The sequence below is a fragment of the Streptomyces sp. NBC_01314 genome (assembly GCF_041435215.1).
Taxonomy (GTDB): domain Bacteria; phylum Actinomycetota; class Actinomycetes; order Streptomycetales; family Streptomycetaceae; genus Streptomyces.
Map to the genome: position 1 here is coordinate 5,937,301 of NZ_CP108394.1, position 20,676 is coordinate 5,957,976.

Here is a 20,676-nt window from a genome sequence, read left to right on the forward strand (position 1 = left end):
CCCCCCACCCAGCCGCGGGCAGCCAGGCCGCTGAGGCGGCCCGGGCGGACGCAGCACTGTCCGCACCGCGTGCTGGTGAGTGCATCCGGCTCCCGCCCGGCACCACCCGCCGCGCGCCGGCGAGCGAAACCCGCCCCCACCCAGCACCACCACCACCCGCCGCGCGCCGCTTGAGCAGGCGTCCGCTCCACCAGGCCTCCGCTACACCCCGGCCAGCGCGGCCAGCGCTCGCCGTCCCACCTCTCGACCGATCGGCAGCGAAGCGGTCGCCGCGGGGGAAGGCGCGTTCAGTACATGCACCGCCCGCGCCCCTTCCCGGATCAAGAAGTCATCCACCAGCGTCCCGTCCCGAAGCACGGCCTGCGCCCGCACCCCCGCTGCCGCCGGCACAAGATCCCCTTCCGAGACCGCCGGCAACAACCGCCGCACCGCCCCGGTGAACGCCTTCTTCGACACGGACCGCCGAAGCTCCCCCGCCCCGTACCGCCAGTGCCGCCGCGCTATCCGCCAGGACCCGGGCCACGCCAGCGTCGCCGCCAGCTCCCGCACCCGTACGGTCCCCCACTCGTACCCCTCGCGGGCCAGCGCGGGCACCGCGTTGGGCCCGAGGTGGACGCCGCCGTCGATCCCCCGGGTCAGATGCACCCCGAGGAACGGAAACGCCGGATCGGGTACCGGATACACGAGTCCGCGGACCAGCTCGGGCCGCGCCAGCTCGTAGTACTCCCCCCGGAACGGCACGATCCGCATCCCGGGCTCGTCGCCGGTCATCCGGGCCACCTCGTCGCAGTGCAGCCCGGCGCAGTTCACCAGCACCCGCCCCCGTACGACGTCACCGCCCCGGATCCGGACGGCGACCCCCAGTGCGGCCCGCCGGTCGATGCGCTCGACCTCGGCGCCGTACCGGATCTCGGCGCCGGACGCCCGCGCGAGCTGCCGGGCGACCCCGACGAAGTCACAGATCCCGGTGGTCCCGACGTGTATGGCGGCGAGCCCGCGCACCTCCGGCTCGTACTCGGCGATCTGGGCGGCGCCCAGCTCCCGCACCGAGATCCCGTTCTCCCGCCCGCGCTGTACGAGGGCGTGCAGCCGGGGCAGCTCGGACCTCTCGGTGGCGACGATCAGCTTCCCGGTGACGGCGTGGTCGATGCCGTACTCGGCGCAGAACTTGACCATCTCGGCGCCGCCCCCGACCGCGTACCGCGCCTTCAGCGATCCGGGCCGGTAGTAGATCCCGCTGTGGATGACGCCGCTGTTCCGCCCGGTCTGATGCCGGGCCGGCCCCGGTTCCTTCTCCAGCACGGTGACCCGCGTGCCCGGCGCGGCCCGCGTGATCGCATACGCCGTCGACAGCCCGACGATTCCGCCGCCGACCACGAGCACATCGCAGTCGTACGCGCCCTGCCTCCGCACGCGCCCCACCTCCCGACTCCGATAGTGCACTGCACCACTGACAATGCCCTCAAACCCGGAAGCCGCCTACATGGTGCTGGTCACGATCTTGTACGCCGGGTGTCCAAGGCCGCGCCCCAAAGAGGGCGCGGGGAACTGTGCGAGCAGCCATAACACCCCAGAACTCGCCAAACCGACGTAGACCCGGCAGGCGAGTCGGCACCCAACCCGAGTCGGCACCCAACCCTAGGCCGGAGTCATCAACAAAGGCCGCGCCCTCTCCCGCAGCTCGATGACCCGGGGCTCATCCCCGTACGGCTCCAGCCGATGCAGCAGATCCTTCACATACTCGGTGGTGCGAGCCGAGGAGATGCGCCCGGCGACCTCCACCGCCCGTACCCCCTGCTCGCATGCCGCGTCGAGGTTGCCGGACTCCAGCTCGGCGACCGCCGACACGACGAGCCGCAGCCCGTGCGAGCGTACGAACTCCTCCGTCGGCCGCGACAGCGCCTGCTCGGTGAAGCGGCGCACCTGACGTGGCGCCTTGAGGTCGCGGTAGCACTCCGCGGCGTCCGCGGCGAACCGGTCGTAGCCGTAGAAGCCGAGCCAGGTCGGATCGTTGTCGCCGTCGCGGGCCCGCTCCAGCCAGCCCTCGGCGGCCTTGAGGGCGGCCCCGGCGGCCACCGCGTCGCCCGCGCGCGCGTGCGCCCTCGCCTCGACGAGCCGGAAGAAGCTCATCGTGCGCGCGGTGGCCAGCCCCCGGTTGCGTTCGAGGGCGGCCTGCGCGAGGTCGACGCCCTCGTCGCCGAAGCCGCGGTAGGTCGCCTGCAGGGACATCGTGGCGAGCACATACCCGCCCAGCGGCACGTCGGCCGCGGCCCGCGCGAGCCGCAACGCCTGGATGTAGTACCGCTGCGCGGCCTCCTGTTGACCCGTGTCAAAGGCCATCCAGCCTGCGAGGCGGGTGAGTTCCGCGGACGCTCCGAACAGCGCGCGGCCCACCTCGTCGGAGTACGCCCCCAGCAGCAGCGGCGCGGCCTCGACCCGCAGGCACTCCGGCACCATCGACGAACGCCAGTCGCCGCCTCCGTACTTGGAGTCCCAGCGCCTGGCGTCCTCGGCGGCCTCCCGCAACTTCTGCACATCGCTGTGGCCGACTTTCAACGGCGACCCCGAGCCCTCCGCCGAGCCCGCCTCGCGAGCCACCGAACTGTCGGCCGGGGTTATCAGCCAACGTGAGGCGGGCGTCGCGTACGCGCTCACCGCGAACGATCCGGCGAGGGACTGCCAGATGCCGCCGGTGCCCGCGCGGCGGCCGGCGAGGTCGAGGCGGTACAGCTCCGTCGCCGCGCGCACCGCCTGTCCGACGTCACGGGGGAAGGCGAGGCCCACTTCGGGGGCGGGATCCGCGTCCGCCAGGCCGATCTCGTGGAGCGGCACGGGCCGGCCGAGCTTCTGCCCGATCGCGGCCGCGATGAGGTGCGGCGCGGCCCCCTGGGGGACCATGCCCTTGGAGACCCACCGCGCCACCGAGGTCTTGTCGTAGCGAAGTGTCAACCCGCGTTGAGCGCCAAGGTCGTTGACGCGACGCGCGAGTCCTGCGTTGCTGATTCCCGCGAGGGCGAGAACGGCGCCGAGTTTTTCGTTCGGCCCGCGTTGCTCCCTGGACATTGCGCCACCCCTCGAACAGACGGCTGCCGCGGCGGCATAGGCACGCGGCATTCGTAAACCCAGCGTAGTTCGCCGCATCCCAAGCGTTAAGGGGCCCAAATCCGGATGGCGGGATTGTGGTCCGTACGAAAGTGCGGACGAAGTACGGAGTGTTGTCACGTGCTCCCGCTGTGTGGCCGTGCGCCCGGCCGTGCGCTCTTCTCCGGCCACCGGGGGAGCGGTTCCATGGTCGTGCGTGGGTCGGCCCGCTGTACTGGATCCAGTGGGCTGGGGGACACCGTCGCCTACATCCCCGCGGGCGGCGGACCGGTCCGGGGGGCGAACTCCGCCTCCCGGACTGTGCGTTGACGCTGTGTCGTCATCGGGGGCGGTACGGCGGGTGTGCCAACTTCGCCCTTCAGGGCCGATTTGGCCGAAAATCGACGGTGGTCGTCGAGCGTGAATACCGCTCCGACCACGTCTGTTGAGGGCGCGTTAGGTCTTTTGGGGGAGCGTACCGGGGGCGCATTCACGTCGTAGACCCGGGGTCCACCTTTGTCGACCTCCCCTCGTCCAGGGCGACTTGAGGGCGGGGCGGGGGAGCGCTCAAGGCTCCCCGGGGGCGCACTTACCAGTGTGCAAGCCGAGCCACACGCCCTCCGACAAGCCTCCTTCGTGGCAGCATGGGTGCCGTTCGTCCGGTGCACTGGTTGTCCACAGCCCGTGGAGGCGTCGATGCGGTGGTTGGTGGGATGGAGCAGTACCGCCGCTGGCGCACCCGTCTTCGGCTCCGCCGGCGCGACCGGACTCGACGGCGAGACCGTGCACCCGGTCGGCTCCCATCTCCTGTGGGGCGACCCCGACCCGCTGTGGGCCGTCGGCGACTGGCGCCCCGACGAGGTGCGCGTCGTGACGGCCGACGCCCGGACGCGGATCGCCGTCCTCGGTACCTGCGGCGCCTCCGACGAGCAGCTGCGCGTGGGCCTGTTCGCCGCCCGGGGCGGCGCCCTGCGCCACCTCACCGCCTGGCCCGGCAGCTACACCGCCGTCGTCCAGGTCGGCCGCCGGTTGACCGTCTGCGGCGACCTCGCGGGCGCGCGCCCGGTCTTCCACACCCCCTGGGCGGGCGGCACCGCGTACGCGACCGCGGCCCTCCCCCTCGCCGACCTCATCGAGGCCAACCTCGACTTCGGGCACCTGGCCGCCCTGCTCGCCGCCCCCGACGTACCGGACGCCCTCCAGGACTCCACCCCGTACGACGGCGTGCGCCGCATTCCTCCGGGGCACGCACTGATCCTGCGCGCCGGGGCACGCGAGATCGCCGGCTACGAGCCGGTCGCCTCCCTCGCCGTCGCCGCCCCCTCCGCCGACCCGGCCAGCGCGGTGGACGCCGTCCGCGACGCGCTCGTCGAGGCCGTACGGACCCGGCTGTCCGCGCCCCGGCACGTGCCCGACGTCGATCCCGGCCCGGTCCCCGGAATGGGCCCGGCCGAGCGCCGGGCCGCCCGCGGCATGCCCGTCCCCGGCATCGGCGCCGACGTCTCCGGCGGCCCCGCCTCCGGCACCCTCGCCCTGCTCGCCGCCGGCCTGCCCGGCGCCCCCGGCACGGTCCTCGGCCACGGCACGGGCGCCGGCGAACGCCTCCTCGCCGTCACCTTCAACGACCTGGCCACCTCCGGCCGCGAGACCGAGCTGGAACGCGCGGGCACCCTGGCCGCCAACCCCCGCCTCCACCACGTGGTCGTGACGGGCGGCGAGGAAGTACTCCCGTACGCCGACCTCGAAGTACCCCTGACCGACGAGCCGGGCCCCTCCCTGGTGACGGCCGCCCGCCACCGTGCCCGCCTCGCCTCCGGCAGCGCGGACCACTTCACCGGCTACGGCGCCCGCCAGGTCCTCGACGCCCACCCCGCCCGCCTCGCCGACCTCCTCATGGACCGCAAACGCCGCCACCTGGTCCGCCCGGTCGCCGCTCTCGCCAAGGCCGACGGCTCGGTGATGGTCCCCGCGCGCGTGTACGGCGCCGCGCGGAAGCTGGCCCGCACCCCGTACCGCTCCGGCCTCGAAGTCCTCGCCAACCGCCTCATGCAACGCCGCTTCGAGGAGCCCGGAGGCGCGGTGGGCGCCTCCCTGGCCGCCCTCACCTGGGCCAGACCGGGCCCCGCGGCCCGCTGGCTCACGGGTGAGGCCCTGGCAGAAGTATCGATTCGCCTGGGAGCGACGACGGGCCGCTCCACCGTCGGCCCCGCCCAGCGGCCCGGCGACTTCCGCGCCCGCGCGGCCCTGGCCCGCCACGCGGCGGACCTGAGAATCCTGGAACAGGCCGTGGAGATCCGCTCCCAACGCCTCCACACCCCCTTCCTCGACAACCAGGTCGTCCGCGCCTGCCGCGCCCTCCCCGAGGCCCTGCGCGTCCAGCCGGGCGCCCGCGCCGCCATCCTCCGTACGGTCCTGGAGGGCGCCGGCGTCACCGACCTCCCGCCCGGCTGGGGCGCCCCCTCCCACGCCAACTCCCACGCCGCCGCCCGCATCGGCCTCCGGGTGGCCGCCGACACCCTGATCACCCTCTTCGACACGCCCCTGCTCGCCCAGGCGGGTCTCGTCGAAGCCCGCGTGGTCCGCAAGGCCCTCCGCGCGGCCGCCGAGGGAGAGCCGCTCCCCCTGGACGGCCTTGCCGACCTGGTCGCCGTCGAACTCTGGCTCCGCCGCCTCCTCTCCCGCCGTGGCACCTGCTGGACAGGCACCCCGGCAAGACAACGCGCGGTACCGGCCGGCATCACCCCCCAAAGGGGCGCGCTGGGCGCGGGGGCGACGGCGAGACGGGCCTAGCCGCGAGCTCTCACCGGTGCGGACCGCATTCTTCGTCATCCCCCGGCCGGGGCCGCAGGACGGCAGCCCCCGGAACCAGCCGGCGCGGCGACCACCTCGCCCGCCCTCGCCGCATGGGGCCCCGCCCGCCACGAGACCGAACGCACCACGGGCGCGGCCTTCACCCGGACCGACGCGCTGTCCGACCTGTCCGACCTGTCCGAAGCCCCAGGCCATCCGCATGGACGCCCGCCCCCGCCCCCGACCCCGGGCGGCCGCCGAACCGTCACTGTCATCCGCAGCTGAAACTCGACTCCGCCCAGTCCGCCAACACCGGCAGCTCGTAGTGGCTGTGCGGCTCGACGACCAGCCGTACCGTCTCCCGCCCGCTGAGACTCACCCGCACCGGGACCGCCGGATCCCCACCCCGCACCGGCCCGGACTTCCACAGCCGGACCCCGTCGCCATAGACGGAGAAGTAGACCTCGCCGAGGCCGTGCGTCAGGTCGTCGACGCCGACGAACGCGTTGTACGAGCCGCACCGGCGGTTGAGGTCGATGGTCACGGAGGAGTGGCCGTGCACGGTCACCCCGTTCCCGTACCGCCTCCCGGCGATCGCCACGCCGTACCGCTGCCAGACCCAGCTGCTCTCCCCGAGCCGCATCTCGGGCTCGGTGCCGTCGCCGAGGACGCCGTACCGCAGCTCGTTCCACTGATAGACGGCCGGCGGAGCGGGCGTGGGCGGGGGAGGCGTCGGGGTCGGCGTGGGCGACGGCTTCGGCGGCGCGGGTGTGGGCGTCGGCGTGGGAACAGGAGTGGGCGTCGGCTTCACGGACAGAGCCGGTGCCACAGCCCGCGACGGTGTGGGCGTCGGTGTCGGCAACGGCCTGGACATCGGCACCACCACCGCGGGCGGGCCCGGCGCGGGCTCCTCCGACGGCGTCGAGAGATCCGGCTCCGGCGCGGCCTCGGCCTCGACGGGCCGTGAGGCGGACGGCTTGGCCAACGGGTTCTTGGGTTCGACGTCGTCCCCCGCCAGCGCGAGCGCCACCGCCGCGGCGACCATCCCGGCCACACTCACCGCGATCCCGGCCATCGCCGGCGCGCCGAGCCCCTCCGCGGCGGCCCCGCCACCCGCGCCCGCTCCACCGGAACCCCCGCTCGCGGCGGCTGCCGCACCCGCGGCCCCGGCCCCCGCGCCACCGGCGACGAGCGCGGCCACCTTCGCGTACCCGGCCGCACCGAACCAGCCGATGACCGCGACCGGTACGACGGCCGGGATCCCGCTCGCGACGTCCTTGATCTGCCCGGCGGCCAGTCGGCACGCCGCGCACCCCTCCAGATGCGCGCTCAGCCCTCGCTCGGCTCGCGTCCGCAGACCGCCACGGGCGTACGCGCCGAGCCGGTCGGCGTACCGCCCGCACTCCCCCGGGTTCCCGGCGAGCGTGGCGCTCACATGGGCCTGCAGATACGCCTGCCTGAGTCCCTCCCGGGCCCGGCTGGCCAGCACCCGGGTTCCGTTGGCGTCCAGCCCGAAGAGCGAGGCGACCTCGCTCGGCGACTCGTCCTCGACCTCCGTGTGCCACAGCACGGCCTGCCACCGCTCCGGCAGTGAACGGAACGCCCGCATCGCCATCGACTGCTCGGCCTCGTGCATCGCCCGAACCTCCGCGCCGAGGTCGAGTGTGTCGGTGTCCGACGCCTCGGCCCCGCGCGACGCCCGCGCCGCGAACACCGCGAAGTCGTCGACCAGCTGCTCCCGCCCGGCGGAACTCGTCCACGTGGCGGCGACCCGCCGCACGGACGTGAGCAGGTAGGCCCGTACGGCGTGCTCCGGCCCGTAGCCACCCCGTACGGCCTGCAGCATCCGTGCGAAGACCTCGGCGGTCAGGTCATCGGCGGTGTGGGCGTCCCGGCAACAGGTCCGCGCATACCGGCGTAGGGCCTCCGCGTGCCGGCGGTACAGCTCCTCGTACGCCGAGTCGTCCCCCGACCGCATCCACTCGATCAGATCGCCGTCGGAGGGCGCTCGCGGCGGCAACACTCCGGAGTCGAACCGATCCCACTGCGCCGGTACCCCCCGCCCCCCTTGGCTGGGTACCTGTGGCTCCGCCTCCGACTTCGACCCGTCCCGCCCGTCAACACCATCGCGGAAGCCCCCGCCACCAGCCGACCCAGTCCCCAACACCAGGGCAGAGTGCCATATTGGCTTTTGTTCAGTCCCTAGCACCAAGGGCATACCACCCGTCCGAGGGGCTTTCCGGACCTCAGTACGGCCGTTCACCCATATGAGTAACCCGCGCCCGGAAAGGCGCGCGGGGAACCGCGCGAGCAACCCGCCCCGGACCCGCACCCGACAACGCACCCTTCGGGTCGAAGGGGCAGCGCCCCTGGGGATGGGAACGGATGAGAACGGATGGGATGGATGGGAACGGATAGGGGCGGCGGGGGTGAAAAAACCACCCCGCACCGCCCCTGAGCCAACGAACCCTCACCCGACCCTCATCAGGCCGGCCGAGACCGCAGCCCTTCCAGCAGAATGTCGAGCAACCGAGCCGACGCGGCAGCCTGCTGCGCCGCATCCGGCAACGCGGGCGCGCCCGTGGCGATCACCAACAACACATCCGCCACGGTCACATCCGCCCGCAGCGCACCGGCGGCCCGAGCCCGCTCCACCAACTGCCCCACCACCTCGAGCAGCGTCGAAGCCCCGGCATCGTCCACCGGCCCACCGGCACCCGCGGCCCCGGCCGAACCGGCACACGGATCCGCCGAGACCAACCGAAGCTCGGCCGTCGGCTGAACCCGCTGCTGCGGCACCCGCGCCTCGTCCACGACGAACGCGCCGATGCCGTCGGCCTCGGCCGCGTCATCCGCGACCCCGACCCGCAGCACCTGCGGCGGCAGCAGCCGCCCGGCACCCGAGGCCACCGACGTCCGAAGGAACCGCGACAGCGCCTGCCACGGGTCCTCCTCCTGCCCGAGTGCCACCCTGGCCTGTTCGGTGAGCCGAGACGTCTCCTCCTCGGCTATCCGTCGGACCAGGACGTCCTTGCTCGGGAAGCGCCGGTACACCGTGCCGACACCGACCCGCGCGCGGCGGGCCACGTCCTCCATCGGCGCGCCGTACCCCAGCTCACCGAAGACCTCGCGCGCCGCGCGCAGCACGTGCTCGAGGTTGCGCTGTGCGTCCACGCGGAGCGGAGTTGACCGCACTCCGTCACCGCGTCCGTTGCCGCCCGCCGAGCCGATCACACCATTGGGTGTGATGGTGGACGCGGACGACCAATGGGACTCCTGAATATGCATACATGTTCCCCCGGTAATGACGTCTCCCCCCGGAGACTCTCCCCGTCATCGGAAGCCGGAGCGGCGGAACAAGCGTCCAAGGTCCTCGGTGGTCTCCGATTTCCTTCGTCGGAGACCCGGTCCCCGAGCCGAACCGCCCGTCGCGGACCACTCGGAACCCGGACCCGAACCCGGAATCCACAACCCGGACCCCGGACCCGACCGAACCTCTTGAACGCATCCCCCTACACCCCGTCGACATACGAACATAGTTGAGAGGGAGTCAATTCAGAAGGGGCACGTTCCGCACGGAGCGCCCCCCGATCGGAGTACGGGCGGTTTGCGTCCGGTTTGCGCCCTCTCCCGCCACCCGGCTCACACCATCTGACCTGCGCACCTGTCGCACACGCCGGTAAATCGGCCAACCCCGCGCCCCCGAGGCGACCGGTCACACAAATTGCCGAGCCTGTGGACAAACCAACGAGCAAGGTGCGTCATGGGATGGTGAAGGAACCGATGCGCATCCTTATCGTCGGCGGCGGCTACGTCGGGCTGTACACAGCGCTGCGTCTGCAGCGACAGCTAAAGCCGGAACTCGGACGTGGCGACGTCGAGATCGTCGTCGTGTCCCCCGACCCCTATATGACGTATCAACCCTTCCTTCCGGAGGCGGCCGCGGGCTCCATCTCGCCCCGCCATGTCGTCGTCCCGCTGCGCCGAGTCCTCGACCAGTGCAAGGTCGTCATCGGCGAGGCCACCGCGATCAACCACGCCAAACGCATCGCGACCCTCGACACCCTCGCCACCGAGGAGGAGGGCACGGGCGCCGAGCAGCTGACGTACGACGAACTGGTCCTCGCCCCCGGCTCGATCTCGCGCACCCTGCCCATCCCCGGGCTCGCGGACTACGCCATCGGCTTCAAGACCGTCGAAGAGGCCATCGGGCTGCGCAACCACGTCATCGAACAGATGGACATCGCCTCCTCCACCCGCGACCCCGCGATCCGCGACGCCGCCCTGACCTTCGTCTTCGTGGGCGGCGGCTACGCCGGGGTGGAGGCGCTCGGCGAGCTGGAGGACATGGCCCGCTACACCGCGCGGTACTACCACAACGTGAAGCCCGAAGACATGAAGTGGATCCTCGTGGAGGCCTCCGACCGCATCCTCCCGGAGGTCGGCGAGGAGATGGGCCGCTACACGGTCACCGAACTGCGCCGCCGCAACATCGATGTACGCCTCCACACCCGCCTCGAATCGTGCGCCGACCGCGTCGCCGTCCTCAGCGACGGAGCCCGCTTCCCGACCCGCACGGTCGTCTGGACGGCAGGGGTCAAACCGCACCCGATCCTCGCCGCCACCGACCTGCCGCTGAACGAGCGCGGGCGCCTGAAGTGCACCGCCGAGCTGACGGTCGAAGGCGTCGCGCACGCGTGGGCCGCGGGCGACGCGGCCGCCGTCCCCGACGTCACCGCCGAACCGGGCAAGGAGACCGCCCCCAACGCCCAGCACGCCGTGCGTCAGGCCCGCACCCTCGGCGACAACATCACCCGTTCACTGCGGGGCCAGCCGCTGGAGACGTACTCGCACAAATACGTCGGCTCGGTCGCCTCCCTGGGCCTCCACAAGGGCGTCGCCCACGTCTACGGGCGGAAGCTCAAGGGCTATCCCGCCTGGTTCATGCACCGCGTCTATCACCTGAGCAGGGTGCCGACCTTCAACCGCAAGGCCCGCGTCCTCGCCGAATGGACCCTCTCCGGGCTCTTCAAACGGGAGATCGTCTCGCTCGGATCACTCGAACACCCCCGTGCGGAATTCGAACTCGCGGCCGGTGCAAAGCCTCCTGAGGACCCGAAGGGGTCGTCCTGACCGGATCCAGGAACTCCACCGTTCAGGGCGACGTCTGACGGATGTCGGTTCGGTCGGTCAGACTGGTCCGTGACGTGATCCATGATCGCGGGCGGGGCCACCCTCGCCCACACGTACCCACGACCAGGCGTCCCCCACCGCCGCACCCGGAGCAACCACTCCGGGCCACCGGCCGGATCCGGAGCCGGCCACAGACGACAACACGAGGCACGAGGCAAGGATTCGGTGAACTTCACGCGTTGGAGCGCCCGGCTCCCCGGTACGCAGCGCCGCGCCGCAGCGCGGACCGAACACACGGTCACCCCGGACCGGCGGGGGGATGGCTCCGTGCCCGCTGCCCGCGCCGAACGGCGGACCGACGACCCCCCGGACGACACACCGACCGTGCCCGCCGTCGACGACCTCCCGACCCGCGAGATCCTCGACCGCATCCCGGCCCTCGTCGCCCTCGTCCACGGCTCCGACCACCGCACGGCCTACGTCAACGACGCCTATGCGGCGGCCTTCGGCGCCCGCCCGCTCGGGGAACCCGCCCGCGAGGCCCTGCCCGAGCTGGACGCCCTCGGTCTCCTCCCGCTTCTCGACCAGGTCCTGCGCAGCTCCAAGTCCCGCACGGTCAAGTCCCGCAAGGCACCCAGCGGCCGCAGCTACACGATCACCTGCACCCCCGTCGACGTGCCGAACGGCGCCGAGCAGAGCGACGGCGGCGTCCTGATCTTCGCCGCCGACGTCACCGACCACGCCGAGGCCGCCGAACGGCTCCGCGCGAGCGAACGCCGCCAGCGCGAGACCGCCGTCACCCTCCAGCGCTCCCTCCTCCCGCAGGAGCTGGAAGAACCCGACGACCTGCGCATCGCCGCCGTCTACCACCCCGGCGGCACCGAGACCGCCGTCGGCGGCGACTGGTACGACGTCATCACCCTCGGCGGCGGCCGCACGGCCCTCGTCATCGGCGACGTCATGGGCCGGGGAGTGCGAGCGGCCGCCGTCATGGGCCAGCTCCGTACGGCCGTCCGCGCCTACGCCCGCCTGGATCTCCCCCCGCACGAGGTGCTCCAGCTGCTGGACGGCCTCGCGACGGAGATCGACCCCAACCAGATCGCCACCTGCGCCTACGCCGTCCACGACCCCAACGAGGGCCGCCTGGTGTACTCCTCCGCGGGCCACCTGCCCATCCTCGTCCGCGACGAGAGCGGCACGGTCCTGCGCGCCGACGAACCGACCGGCCCCCCGCTCGGCACCGGCGGCTGGACCCACTCCTCCGGCTCGATCCCCCTAGGCCCCGGCTCCACGGCCGTTTTTTACACGGACGGCCTCGTGGAGCGCCGCAACGAGGACCTGGACGAGGGAATCGCCGCCCTGGAACGCGCCCTGTCCGGAGCCACGGGCACCCCGCAGGTCGTCTGCGACCGCCTGGTCCGCTCGACGGGCGTCACCGCGGACCACGACGACGACGTGGCCGTCCTCGTCCTCCAGCACCCCGCCCGCGTCGGTCCCGACAGTGAACTCTTCCGCAATGCCGCCCTGGAACTCCTCGGCGGCGTGGAAGCGGCCCCCCGCGCCCGCGCCTTCGCCTCCGGCGTCCTGACCAGCTGGCGCTTTCCCCCGGAACTTCACGACCTCGGCGTCCTGGCAGCCAGCGAACTCGTCGCCAACTCCCTCCAGCACGGCACCCCACCGATGCGCCTGCGCCTGCGCCGCACCGACCGCCGCCTGATCGTCGAGGTCACCGACGGCAACGACCACCTCCCACGTCGCCGCCGAGCCGACCCCGCCGACGAGTCAGGCCGCGGCATCGCCATCATCGCCACCATCGCCTCCAACTGGGGCAGCCGCCGAGCCCCGGGCGGCGGTAAGGCGGTGTGGTGCGAATTCGCCCTACCCGGCCCAACGACTTAACAGGGGCGCGGGGAACTGCGCGAACGGGGTCCGGGGCGGAGCCCCGAGTCTTTGACGCGGGTCGCAGGGGCACCTCCCGCTCGAGCGAAGCCGAGAGTGGGGGAGGGACGGGCAGGTGCGGCGGGGGCGAAAACCTCAGGCCCGCACCACCCCGGCCTGGGACGCCGCCCCACCCCGAGCCACCACGCGACTCTTCCCCAACGCCGGCTGGTCCTGGACGTCACTGAGCTGCCTCCCAAGACGCAGCGCCAGCACCGTGATGCCCAGGGAGAAAAGGAGGAACGCCACGATGTACGGGGCGTGCAGCGCGGCCCCCATCGGCCCGCCGACCGCCGGTCCGACCGCCAGCGCGAGCTGCTTGACCAGGGCGAACGCGGAGTTGTACTGCCCGGCCATCCCTGTCGGCGCCAGATCGGCCACCAGCGGCGCGACGGTCGGCGACAACATGGCCTCACCGAGACCGAACAGCGCGTACGTCGAGACGAACGCGGCAGTCGCCATGGCCTCGCCCGTCTGCCCCAGCCCGGCGAACCCGGCCACTCCCCACGCGACGGCCCAGATCAGCCCCACCGCGGCGATCACCCGTGACCGCCGACGCCGCTCCACGAACCGCAGCACGGCGAACTGCGCGATCACGATCACCGCGGTGTTGGCGGCCAACGCCGTGCCGAGCGCGGACGTCGATATCCCGGCCGCCTCGACCCCGTACGCGCTGAGGCCCGACTCGAACTGCCCGTAACAGGCGAAAAACAGCACGAAGCCCAGCACACACAGCTGCACCATGGCCCGATCGCCGAGCAGCTGCTTCCAGCTTCCCTTGGCCGCCGTCCCTGTCGGCACACTCTCGACCTTGGGAGCCCGAGGCATGCGCACGGTCGCCATCACTCCCACGAGCAGCAGGAACATCGCCGCCTGTATGGAGAACAGCAGAGTGAAGGATCCGGCGCGCGTGGCATCGACGAGATGCCCGCCTATCAGCCCGCCGACCCCGAGCCCGAGGTTCTGCAGAAAGAACTGCGTGGCAAAGTCCCGAGACCGATTCTCCGCACTCGAGCAGTCGACGATCATCGTCGCGAGCGCCGGCTGCATCACGGCCTGCCCCGACCCGAGCGCCGCCGCCGACACCAGCACGGTCGTCGCAGTGGAGGCCAGCCCCAGGCTCAGCGACCCGACGGAGGCGGTGACCAGGGCGGTGAGCAGCACCGGAAGCGGGCCGCGCCGGACTATGGCCCGCCCCGCGAAGGGCAGCACCACCAGCGCGGCCACGGCGAAGACCGCCAGTACGAGCCCCGCCGTCGTCGCACCGAGATCCCGCACCTGCGCCACATAGACGTACAGATACGGGACGGTGAAGCCGAGTCCGAACGCACCGAGCACGTTGCCCACATGAATCCGGCGCATCGCTGCGCCCATCCCCCTGGTCACGTTCACCTGCCTTGGTAGGGGAAGTCTTCAGCCAAGCGTTAACACTGAAGACTTCGAAGCTAAAACTTAGAAGCTAAACAGTACACCTCGAAGGACTTCGAAGCCAAGCGGCGGCGTGCCATACTTCGCCCATGGGCGACACCCCAGGCACCTCCGGCAGCGCCGAGCCGACACTCGAAGAACAGATCGCCGCCTACCAGCGCGAGTTCAGAGACCTCGACCCCCAGGTCGAGAAGATCGTCTCGGCGCTCTCCCGTCTCAACCGCCGTATGAACGTCGCCTACGGCCGCCAGACCTCGGCGCTCAACATCAGCAACGCCGAGTGGGAGGTCCTCAAGGCCCTGGTCCTCTCCGGCGCCCCGTACCGCCTGGGCCCGAGCGAGCTCGCCAAGCGGCTCGGCCTCACCCCGGCCGCCATGACCCACCGCATCGACCGCATGGTCACCGAGGGCCTGGTGACGCGCGAGCGCGACGAGACGAACCGTGTACGCGTCATTGTCGAGCTCACCCCCGAGGGCCGCGAGAAGTGGCTGGAGGCCATGCGCCTCGCCTCGGTCTTCGAGGAAGACCTCCTCCAGGACCTCTCCCCTCTCGAACGCACCCTTCTGGGCGAGGTCCTGACCCGGCTCCTCCGCCGCGTCGAGCATGCCCAGCCGGACGCCGGCGGCCGCCTCACCGACCTCGACTGAGGCCGTCTGAGGCCATCTGTCTGAGAGGTGCCCGAGGTTTGGCTGAGGGGGAGCCTGGGGAGGCTTGACAGTCCACCCCGCGATCCGTAAAGTTCTCCGGGTTGCCACAGAGCCTTAACGGTTCTGCGACAGCACCTCCGCCGCTCCAAGCGGCATCCAAACCAACCAGCACGATCTCCCAATCGGGATGAATTCGGTGTGCCCGAATGCAATTCGATTTGGGTTCGACAGCCCCGATTGGGAACTGTCGAGCAGATCCGCTAAGGTTTGGAACGTCGGAACGGCCCAACAGTCGCGAAGACAACCCCCGCTGACTGGGAATCAGGCCCGAAAGGATCTGATAGAGTCGGAACCGCCGGAAAGGGAAACGCGAAAGCGGAAACCTGGAAAGCACCGAGGAAATCGGATCGGAAAACGATCTGATAGAGTCGGAAACGCAAGACCGAAGGGAAACTGCCCGGAGGAAAGCCCGAGAAGAACTTGGGTGAGTACAAAGGAAGCGTCCGTTCCTTGAGAACTCAACAGCGTGCCAAAAAATCAACGCCAGATATGTTGATACCCCGTCCGCCGGAATCTTCCGGTGGTCGAGGTTCCTTTGAAGTAAAACACAGCGAGGACGTTGTGAACGGTCGGGCTTATTCCGCCTGACTGTTCCGCTCTCGTGGTGTCGACCCGATTACGGGTAAACATTCACGGAGAGTTTGATCCTGGCTCAGGACGAACGCTGGCGGCGTGCTTAACACATGCAAGTCGAACGATGAACCACTTCGGTGGGGATTAGTGGCGAACGGGTGAGTAACACGTGGGCAATCTGCCCTTCACTCTGGGACAAGCCCTGGAAACGGGGTCTAATACCGGATACAACACTCTCGGGCATCCGATGAGTGTGGAAAGCTCCGGCGGTGAAGGATGAGCCCGCGGCCTATCAGCTTGTTGGTGAGGTAACGGCTCACCAAGGCGACGACGGGTAGCCGGCCTGAGAGGGCGACCGGCCACACTGGGACTGAGACACGGCCCAGACTCCTACGGGAGGCAGCAGTGGGGAATATTGCACAATGGGCGAAAGCCTGATGCAGCGACGCCGCGTGAGGGATGACGGCCTTCGGGTTGTAAACCTCTTTCAGCAGGGAAGAAGCGAAAGTGACGGTACCTGCAGAAGAAGCGCCGGCTAACTACGTGCCAGCAGCCGCGGTAATACGTAGGGCGCGAGCGTTGTCCGGAATTATTGGGCGTAAAGAGCTCGTAGGCGGTCTGTCGCGTCGGATGTGAAAGCCCGGGGCTTAACCCCGGGTCTGCATTCGATACGGGCAGACTAGAGTGTGGTAGGGGAGATCGGAATTCCTGGTGTAGCGGTGAAATGCGCAGATATCAGGAGGAACACCGGTGGCGAAGGCGGATCTCTGGGCCATTACTGACGCTGAGGAGCGAAAGCGTGGGGAGCGAACAGGATTAGATACCCTGGTAGTCCACGCCGTAAACGGTGGGAACTAGGTGTTGGCGACATTCCACGTCGTCGGTGCCGCAGCTAACGCATTAAGTTCCCCGCCTGGGGAGTACGGCCGCAAGGCTAAAACTCAAAGGAATTGACGGGGGCCCGCACAAGCAGCGGAGCATGTGGCTTAATTCGACGCAACGCGAAGAACCTTACCAAGGCTTGACATCGCCCGGAAAGCATCAGAGATGGTGCCCCCCTTGTGGTCGGGTGACAGGTGGTGCATGGCTGTCGTCAGCTCGTGTCGTGAGATGTTGGGTTAAGTCCCGCAACGAGCGCAACCCTTGTTCTGTGTTGCCAGCATGCCCTTCGGGGTGATGGGGACTCACAGGAGACTGCCGGGGTCAACTCGGAGGAAGGTGGGGACGACGTCAAGTCATCATGCCCCTTATGTCTTGGGCTGCACACGTGCTACAATGGCAGGTACAATGAGCTGCGAAGCCGTGAGGCGGAGCGAATCTCAAAAAGCCTGTCTCAGTTCGGATTGGGGTCTGCAACTCGACCCCATGAAGTCGGAGTTGCTAGTAATCGCAGATCAGCATTGCTGCGGTGAATACGTTCCCGGGCCTTGTACACACCGCCCGTCACGTCACGAAAGTCGGTAACACCCGAAGCCGGTGGCCCAACCCGTAAGGGAGGGAGCTGTCGAAGGTGGGACTGGCGATTGGGACGAAGTCGTAACAAGGTAGCCGTACCGGAAGGTGCGGCTGGATCACCTCCTTTCTAAGGAGCATCTAGGCTGCCGGGCTTGCCCGGTGGTCCAGGGCCATGACGCAGGCGAATGTTCTGCGGTGGTTGCTCAAGGGTGGAACGTTGATTATTCGGCACGGTCGGTATGGATGAGAGCGTTAGTACTGCTTCGGCGTGGAACGCGAAGCTCATCGACTGATCGTGTCGGGCACGCTGTTGGGTGTCTGAGGGTATGGCCGTATGGCTGCCTTCAGTGTCGGCCCCAGTGAACTCCGGTGGTTACCGGGGGTGATGGGTGGTTGGTCGTTGTTTGAGAACTGCACAGTGGACGCGAGCATCTGTGGCCAAGTTTTTAAGGGCGCACGGTGGATGCCTTGGCACCAGGAACCGATGAAGGACGTGGGAGGCCACGATAGGCCCCGGGGAGTCGTCAACCAGGCTTTGATCCGGGGGTGTCCGAATGGGGAAACCCGGCAGTCGTCATGGGCTGTCACCCTTGCCTGAACACATAGGGCAAGTGGAGGGAACGCGGGGAAGTGAAACATCTCAGTACCCGCAGGAAGAGAAAACAACCGTGATTCCGGGAGTAGTGGCGAGCGAAACCGGATGAGGCCAAACCGTATGCGTGTGAGACCCGGCAGGGGTTGCGTATACGGGGTTGTGGGATCTCTCTTGATCAGTCTGCCGGCTGGTCGGCGAGTCAGAAACCGTTGATGTAGGCGAAGGACATGCGAAAGGTCCGGCGTAGAGGGTAAGACCCCCGTAGCTGAAACATTAACGGCTCGTTTGAGAGACACCCAAGTAGCACGGGGCCCGAGAAATCCCGTGTGAATCTGGCGGGACCACCCGCTAAGCCTAAATATTCCCTGGTGACCGATAGCGGATAGTACCGTGAGGGAATGGTGAAAAGTACCGCGGGAGCGGAGTGAAATAGTACCTGAAACCGTGTGCCTACAAGCCGTGGGAGCGTCGCGCATCGAGTTTACTCGGTGCGTCGTGACTGCGTGCCTTTTGAAGAATGAGCCTGCGAGTTTGCGGTGTGTTGCGAGGTTAACCCGAGTGGGGTAGCCGTAGCGAAAGCGAGTCCGAACAGGGCGCTTCAGTAGCACGCTCAAGACCCGAAGCGGAGTGATCTAGCCATGGGCAGGTTGAAGCGGAGGTAAGACTTCGTGGAGGACCGAACCCACCAGGGTTGAAAACCTGGGGGATGACCTGTGGTTAGGGGTGAAAGGCCAATCAAACTCCGTGATAGCTGGTTCTCCCCGAAATGCATTTAGGTGCAGCGTCGTGTGTTTCTTGCCGGAGGTAGAGCACTGGATAGGCGATGGGCCCTACCGGGTTACTGACCTTAGCCAAACTCCGAATGCCGGTAAGTGAGAGCGCGGCAGTGAGACTGTGGGGGATAAGCTCCATGGTCGAGAGGGAAACAGCCCAGAGCATCGACTAAGGCCCCTAAGCGTACGCTAAGTGGGAAAGGATGTGGAGTCGCAGAGACAACCAGGAGGTTGGCTTAGAAGCAGCCACCCTTGAAAGAGTGCGTAATAGCTCACTGGTCTAGTGATTCCGCGCCGACAATGTAGCGGGGCTCAAGCGTACCGCCGAAGTCGTGTCATTTCAGCATATAGGGCCAACGCCTGCTGGGATGGGTAGGGGAGCGTCGTGTGCCGGGTGAAGCAGCCGCGGAAGCGAGTTGTGGACGGTTCACGAGTGAGAATGCAGGCATGAGTAGCGATACACACGTGAGAAACGTGTGCGCCGATTGACCAAGGGTTCCTGGGTCAAGCTGATCTGCCCAGGGTAAGTCGGGACCTAAGGCGAGGCCGACAGGCGTAGTCGATGGATAACCGGTTGATATTCCGGTACCCGCTGTGAAGCGTCAAACATTGAACCAGGCGATGCTAAGTCCGTGAAGCCGTTCCGGACCCTTCGGGGAATGGAAAGTGGTGGAGCCGACGGACCAGACTTGCAGTAGGTGAGTGATGGGGTGACGCAGGAAGGTAGTCCATCCCGGGCGGTGGTTGTCCCGGGGTAAGGGTGTAGGACGTCAGGTAGGTAAATCCGCCTGGCAATAGTCTGAGACCTGATGCCGAGCCGATTGTGGTGAAGTGGATGATCCTATGCTGTCGAGAAAAGCCTCTAGCGAGTTTCATGGCGGCCCGTACCCTAAACCGACTCAGGTGGTCAGGTAGAGAATACCGAGGCGTTCGGGTGAACTATGGTTAAGGAACTCGGCAAAATGCCCCCGTAACTTCGGGAGAAGGGGGGCCATCACTGGTGATCCGATTTACTCGGTGAGCTGGGGGTGGCCGCAGAGACCAGCGAGAAGCGACTGTTTACTAAAAACACAGGTCCGTGCGAAGCCGTAAGGCGATGTATACGGACTGACGCCTGCCCGGTGCTGGAACGTTAAGGGGACCGGTTAGTCACTCTTCGGGGTGGCGAAGCTGAGAACTTAAGCGCCAGTAAACGGCGGTGGTAACTATAACCATCCTAAGGTAGCGAAATTCCTTGTCGGGTAAGTTCCGACCTGCACGAATGGCGTAACGACTTCTCGACTGTCTCAACCATAGGCCCGGTGAAATTGCACTACGAGTAAAGATGCTCGTTTCGCGCAGCAGGACGGAAAGACCCCGGGACCTTTACTACAGTTTGATATTGGTGTTCGGTTCGGCTTGTGTAGGATAGCTGGGAGACTTTGAAGCTCGGACGCCAGTTCGGGTGGAGTCGTCGTTGAAATACCAGTCTGGTCGTGCTGGATGTCTAACCTGGGTCCGTGATCCGGATCAGGGACAGTGTCTGATGGGTAGTTTAACTGGGGCGGTTGCCTCCTAAAGAGTAACGGAGGCGCCCAAAGGTTCCCTCAGCCTGGTTGGCAATCAGGTGTTGAGTGTAAGTGCACAAGGGAGCTTGACTGTGAGACCGACGGGTCGAGCAGGGACGAAAGTCGGGACTAGTGATCCGGCGGTGGCTTGTGGAAGCGCCGTCGCTCAACGGATAAAAGGTACCCCGGGGATAACAGGCTGATCTTCCCCAAGAGTCCATATCGACGGGATGGTTTGGCACCTCGATGTCGGCTCGTCGCATCCTGGGGCTGGAGTCGGTCCCAAGGGTTGGGCTGTTCGCCCATTAAAGCGGTACGCGAGCTGGGTTTAGAACGTCGTGAGACAGTTCGGTCCCTATCCGCTGCGCGCGCAGGAATATTGAGAAGGGCTGTCCCTAGTACGAGAGGACCGGGACGGACGAACCTCTGGTGTGCCAGTTGTCCTGCCAAGGGCATGGCTGGTTGGCTACGTTCGGGAGGGATAACCGCTGAAAGCATCTAAGCGGGAAGCCTGCTTCGAGATGAGTATTCCCACCCACTTGATGGGGTAAGGCTCCCAGTAGACGACTGGGTTGATAGGCCAGATATGGAAGCCTGGTAACGGGTGGAGTTGACTGGTACTAATAGGCCGAGGGCTTGTCCTCAGTTGCTCGCGT

At 68.2% G+C, this 20,676-nt stretch carries 9 protein-coding genes and 2 rRNA genes; 6 read left to right on the plus strand and 5 right to left on the minus strand.

Annotation, left to right across the window (positions count from 1 at the left end):
* Positions 1-201: 201 nt before the first annotated feature.
* Positions 202-1,413, minus strand: a complete 1,212-nt coding sequence (gene lhgO, locus OG622_RS26035; RefSeq protein WP_371579031.1) for an L-2-hydroxyglutarate oxidase — start codon at positions 1,411-1,413, stop codon at positions 202-204.
* 225 nt (positions 1,414-1,638) lie between these two features.
* The gene (locus tag OG622_RS26040; protein WP_037689248.1) at positions 1,639-3,063 is read right to left on the minus strand and encodes a hypothetical protein; all 1,425 of its coding nucleotides are present in this window, start codon (positions 3,061-3,063) and stop codon (positions 1,639-1,641) included.
* Between the two features lie 714 nt (positions 3,064-3,777).
* Between OG622_RS26040 and OG622_RS26045 the strand changes: the two genes are divergently transcribed.
* Positions 3,778-5,871, plus strand: coding sequence for an asparagine synthase-related protein (locus tag OG622_RS26045; protein WP_371579032.1), 2,094 nt, complete (start codon positions 3,778-3,780; stop codon positions 5,869-5,871).
* A gap of 271 nt (positions 5,872-6,142) precedes the next feature.
* Here the strand turns inward: OG622_RS26045 and OG622_RS26050 are convergent, their stop codons facing one another.
* On the minus strand, positions 6,143-7,849 hold the full coding sequence (locus tag OG622_RS26050; RefSeq protein ID WP_371584219.1) for a sigma-70 family RNA polymerase sigma factor: 1,707 nt from the start codon (positions 7,847-7,849) through the stop codon (positions 6,143-6,145).
* Between the two features lie 506 nt (positions 7,850-8,355).
* Positions 8,356-9,159 (minus strand): TetR/AcrR family transcriptional regulator, encoded by an 804-nt coding sequence (locus OG622_RS26055; protein ID WP_371579033.1) that lies wholly within the window; start codon positions 9,157-9,159, stop codon positions 8,356-8,358.
* Positions 9,160-9,639: 480 nt separating this feature from the next.
* Between OG622_RS26055 and OG622_RS26060 the strand changes: the two genes are divergently transcribed.
* Together OG622_RS26060 and OG622_RS26065 are read left to right on the plus strand one after the other, a co-directional pair.
* The gene (locus OG622_RS26060) at positions 9,640-11,004 is read left to right on the plus strand and encodes an NAD(P)/FAD-dependent oxidoreductase (protein ID WP_371579034.1); all 1,365 of its coding nucleotides are present in this window, start codon (positions 9,640-9,642) and stop codon (positions 11,002-11,004) included.
* 225 nt (positions 11,005-11,229) lie between these two features.
* The gene (locus OG622_RS26065) at positions 11,230-12,903 is read left to right on the plus strand and encodes a SpoIIE family protein phosphatase (protein ID WP_371579035.1); all 1,674 of its coding nucleotides are present in this window, start codon (positions 11,230-11,232) and stop codon (positions 12,901-12,903) included.
* Between the two features lie 135 nt (positions 12,904-13,038).
* Here the strand turns inward: OG622_RS26065 and OG622_RS26070 are convergent, their stop codons facing one another.
* Positions 13,039-14,316, minus strand: coding sequence for an MFS transporter (locus tag OG622_RS26070; RefSeq protein WP_371584220.1), 1,278 nt, complete (start codon positions 14,314-14,316; stop codon positions 13,039-13,041).
* 143 nt (positions 14,317-14,459) lie between these two features.
* Between OG622_RS26070 and OG622_RS26075 the strand changes: the two genes are divergently transcribed.
* The 3 genes from OG622_RS26075 (at position 14,460) to OG622_RS26085 (ending at position 20,664) form a co-directional block, all read left to right on the plus strand.
* Entirely contained in the window at positions 14,460-15,017 is a 558-nt protein-coding gene (locus OG622_RS26075) for a MarR family winged helix-turn-helix transcriptional regulator (protein ID WP_371579036.1), read from the plus strand.
* A 689-nt stretch (positions 15,018-15,706) separates the two neighbouring features.
* Positions 15,707-17,232, plus strand: a 16S ribosomal RNA gene (locus OG622_RS26080).
* Between the two features lie 309 nt (positions 17,233-17,541).
* Positions 17,542-20,664: ribosomal RNA gene (locus OG622_RS26085) — 23S ribosomal RNA — on the plus strand.
* The 16S and 23S rRNA genes sit together here, the layout of an rRNA operon.
* Positions 20,665-20,676 lie beyond the last annotated feature (12 nt).

Bases quoted from the DNA above. Each gene is read 5' to 3' on its own strand.
- OG622_RS26050 (WP_371584219.1), bottom strand. From the start codon at position 7,849: ATGCGGTCGGGGGACGACTCGGCGTACGAGGAGCTGTACCGCCGGCAC.
- OG622_RS26055 (WP_371579033.1), bottom strand. From the start codon at position 9,159: ATGCATATTCAGGAGTCCCATTGGTCGTCCGCGTCCACCATCACACCC.
- OG622_RS26070 (WP_371584220.1), bottom strand. From the start codon at position 14,316: ATGGGCGCAGCGATGCGCCGGATTCATGTGGGCAACGTGCTCGGTGCG.
- OG622_RS26040 (WP_037689248.1), bottom strand. From the start codon at position 3,063: ATGTCCAGGGAGCAACGCGGGCCGAACGAAAAACTCGGCGCCGTTCTC.
- OG622_RS26075 (WP_371579036.1), top strand. From the start codon at position 14,460: ATGGGCGACACCCCAGGCACCTCCGGCAGCGCCGAGCCGACACTCGAA.
- OG622_RS26060 (WP_371579034.1), top strand. From the start codon at position 9,640: ATGGTGAAGGAACCGATGCGCATCCTTATCGTCGGCGGCGGCTACGTC.
- OG622_RS26045 (WP_371579032.1), top strand. From the start codon at position 3,778: ATGCGGTGGTTGGTGGGATGGAGCAGTACCGCCGCTGGCGCACCCGTC.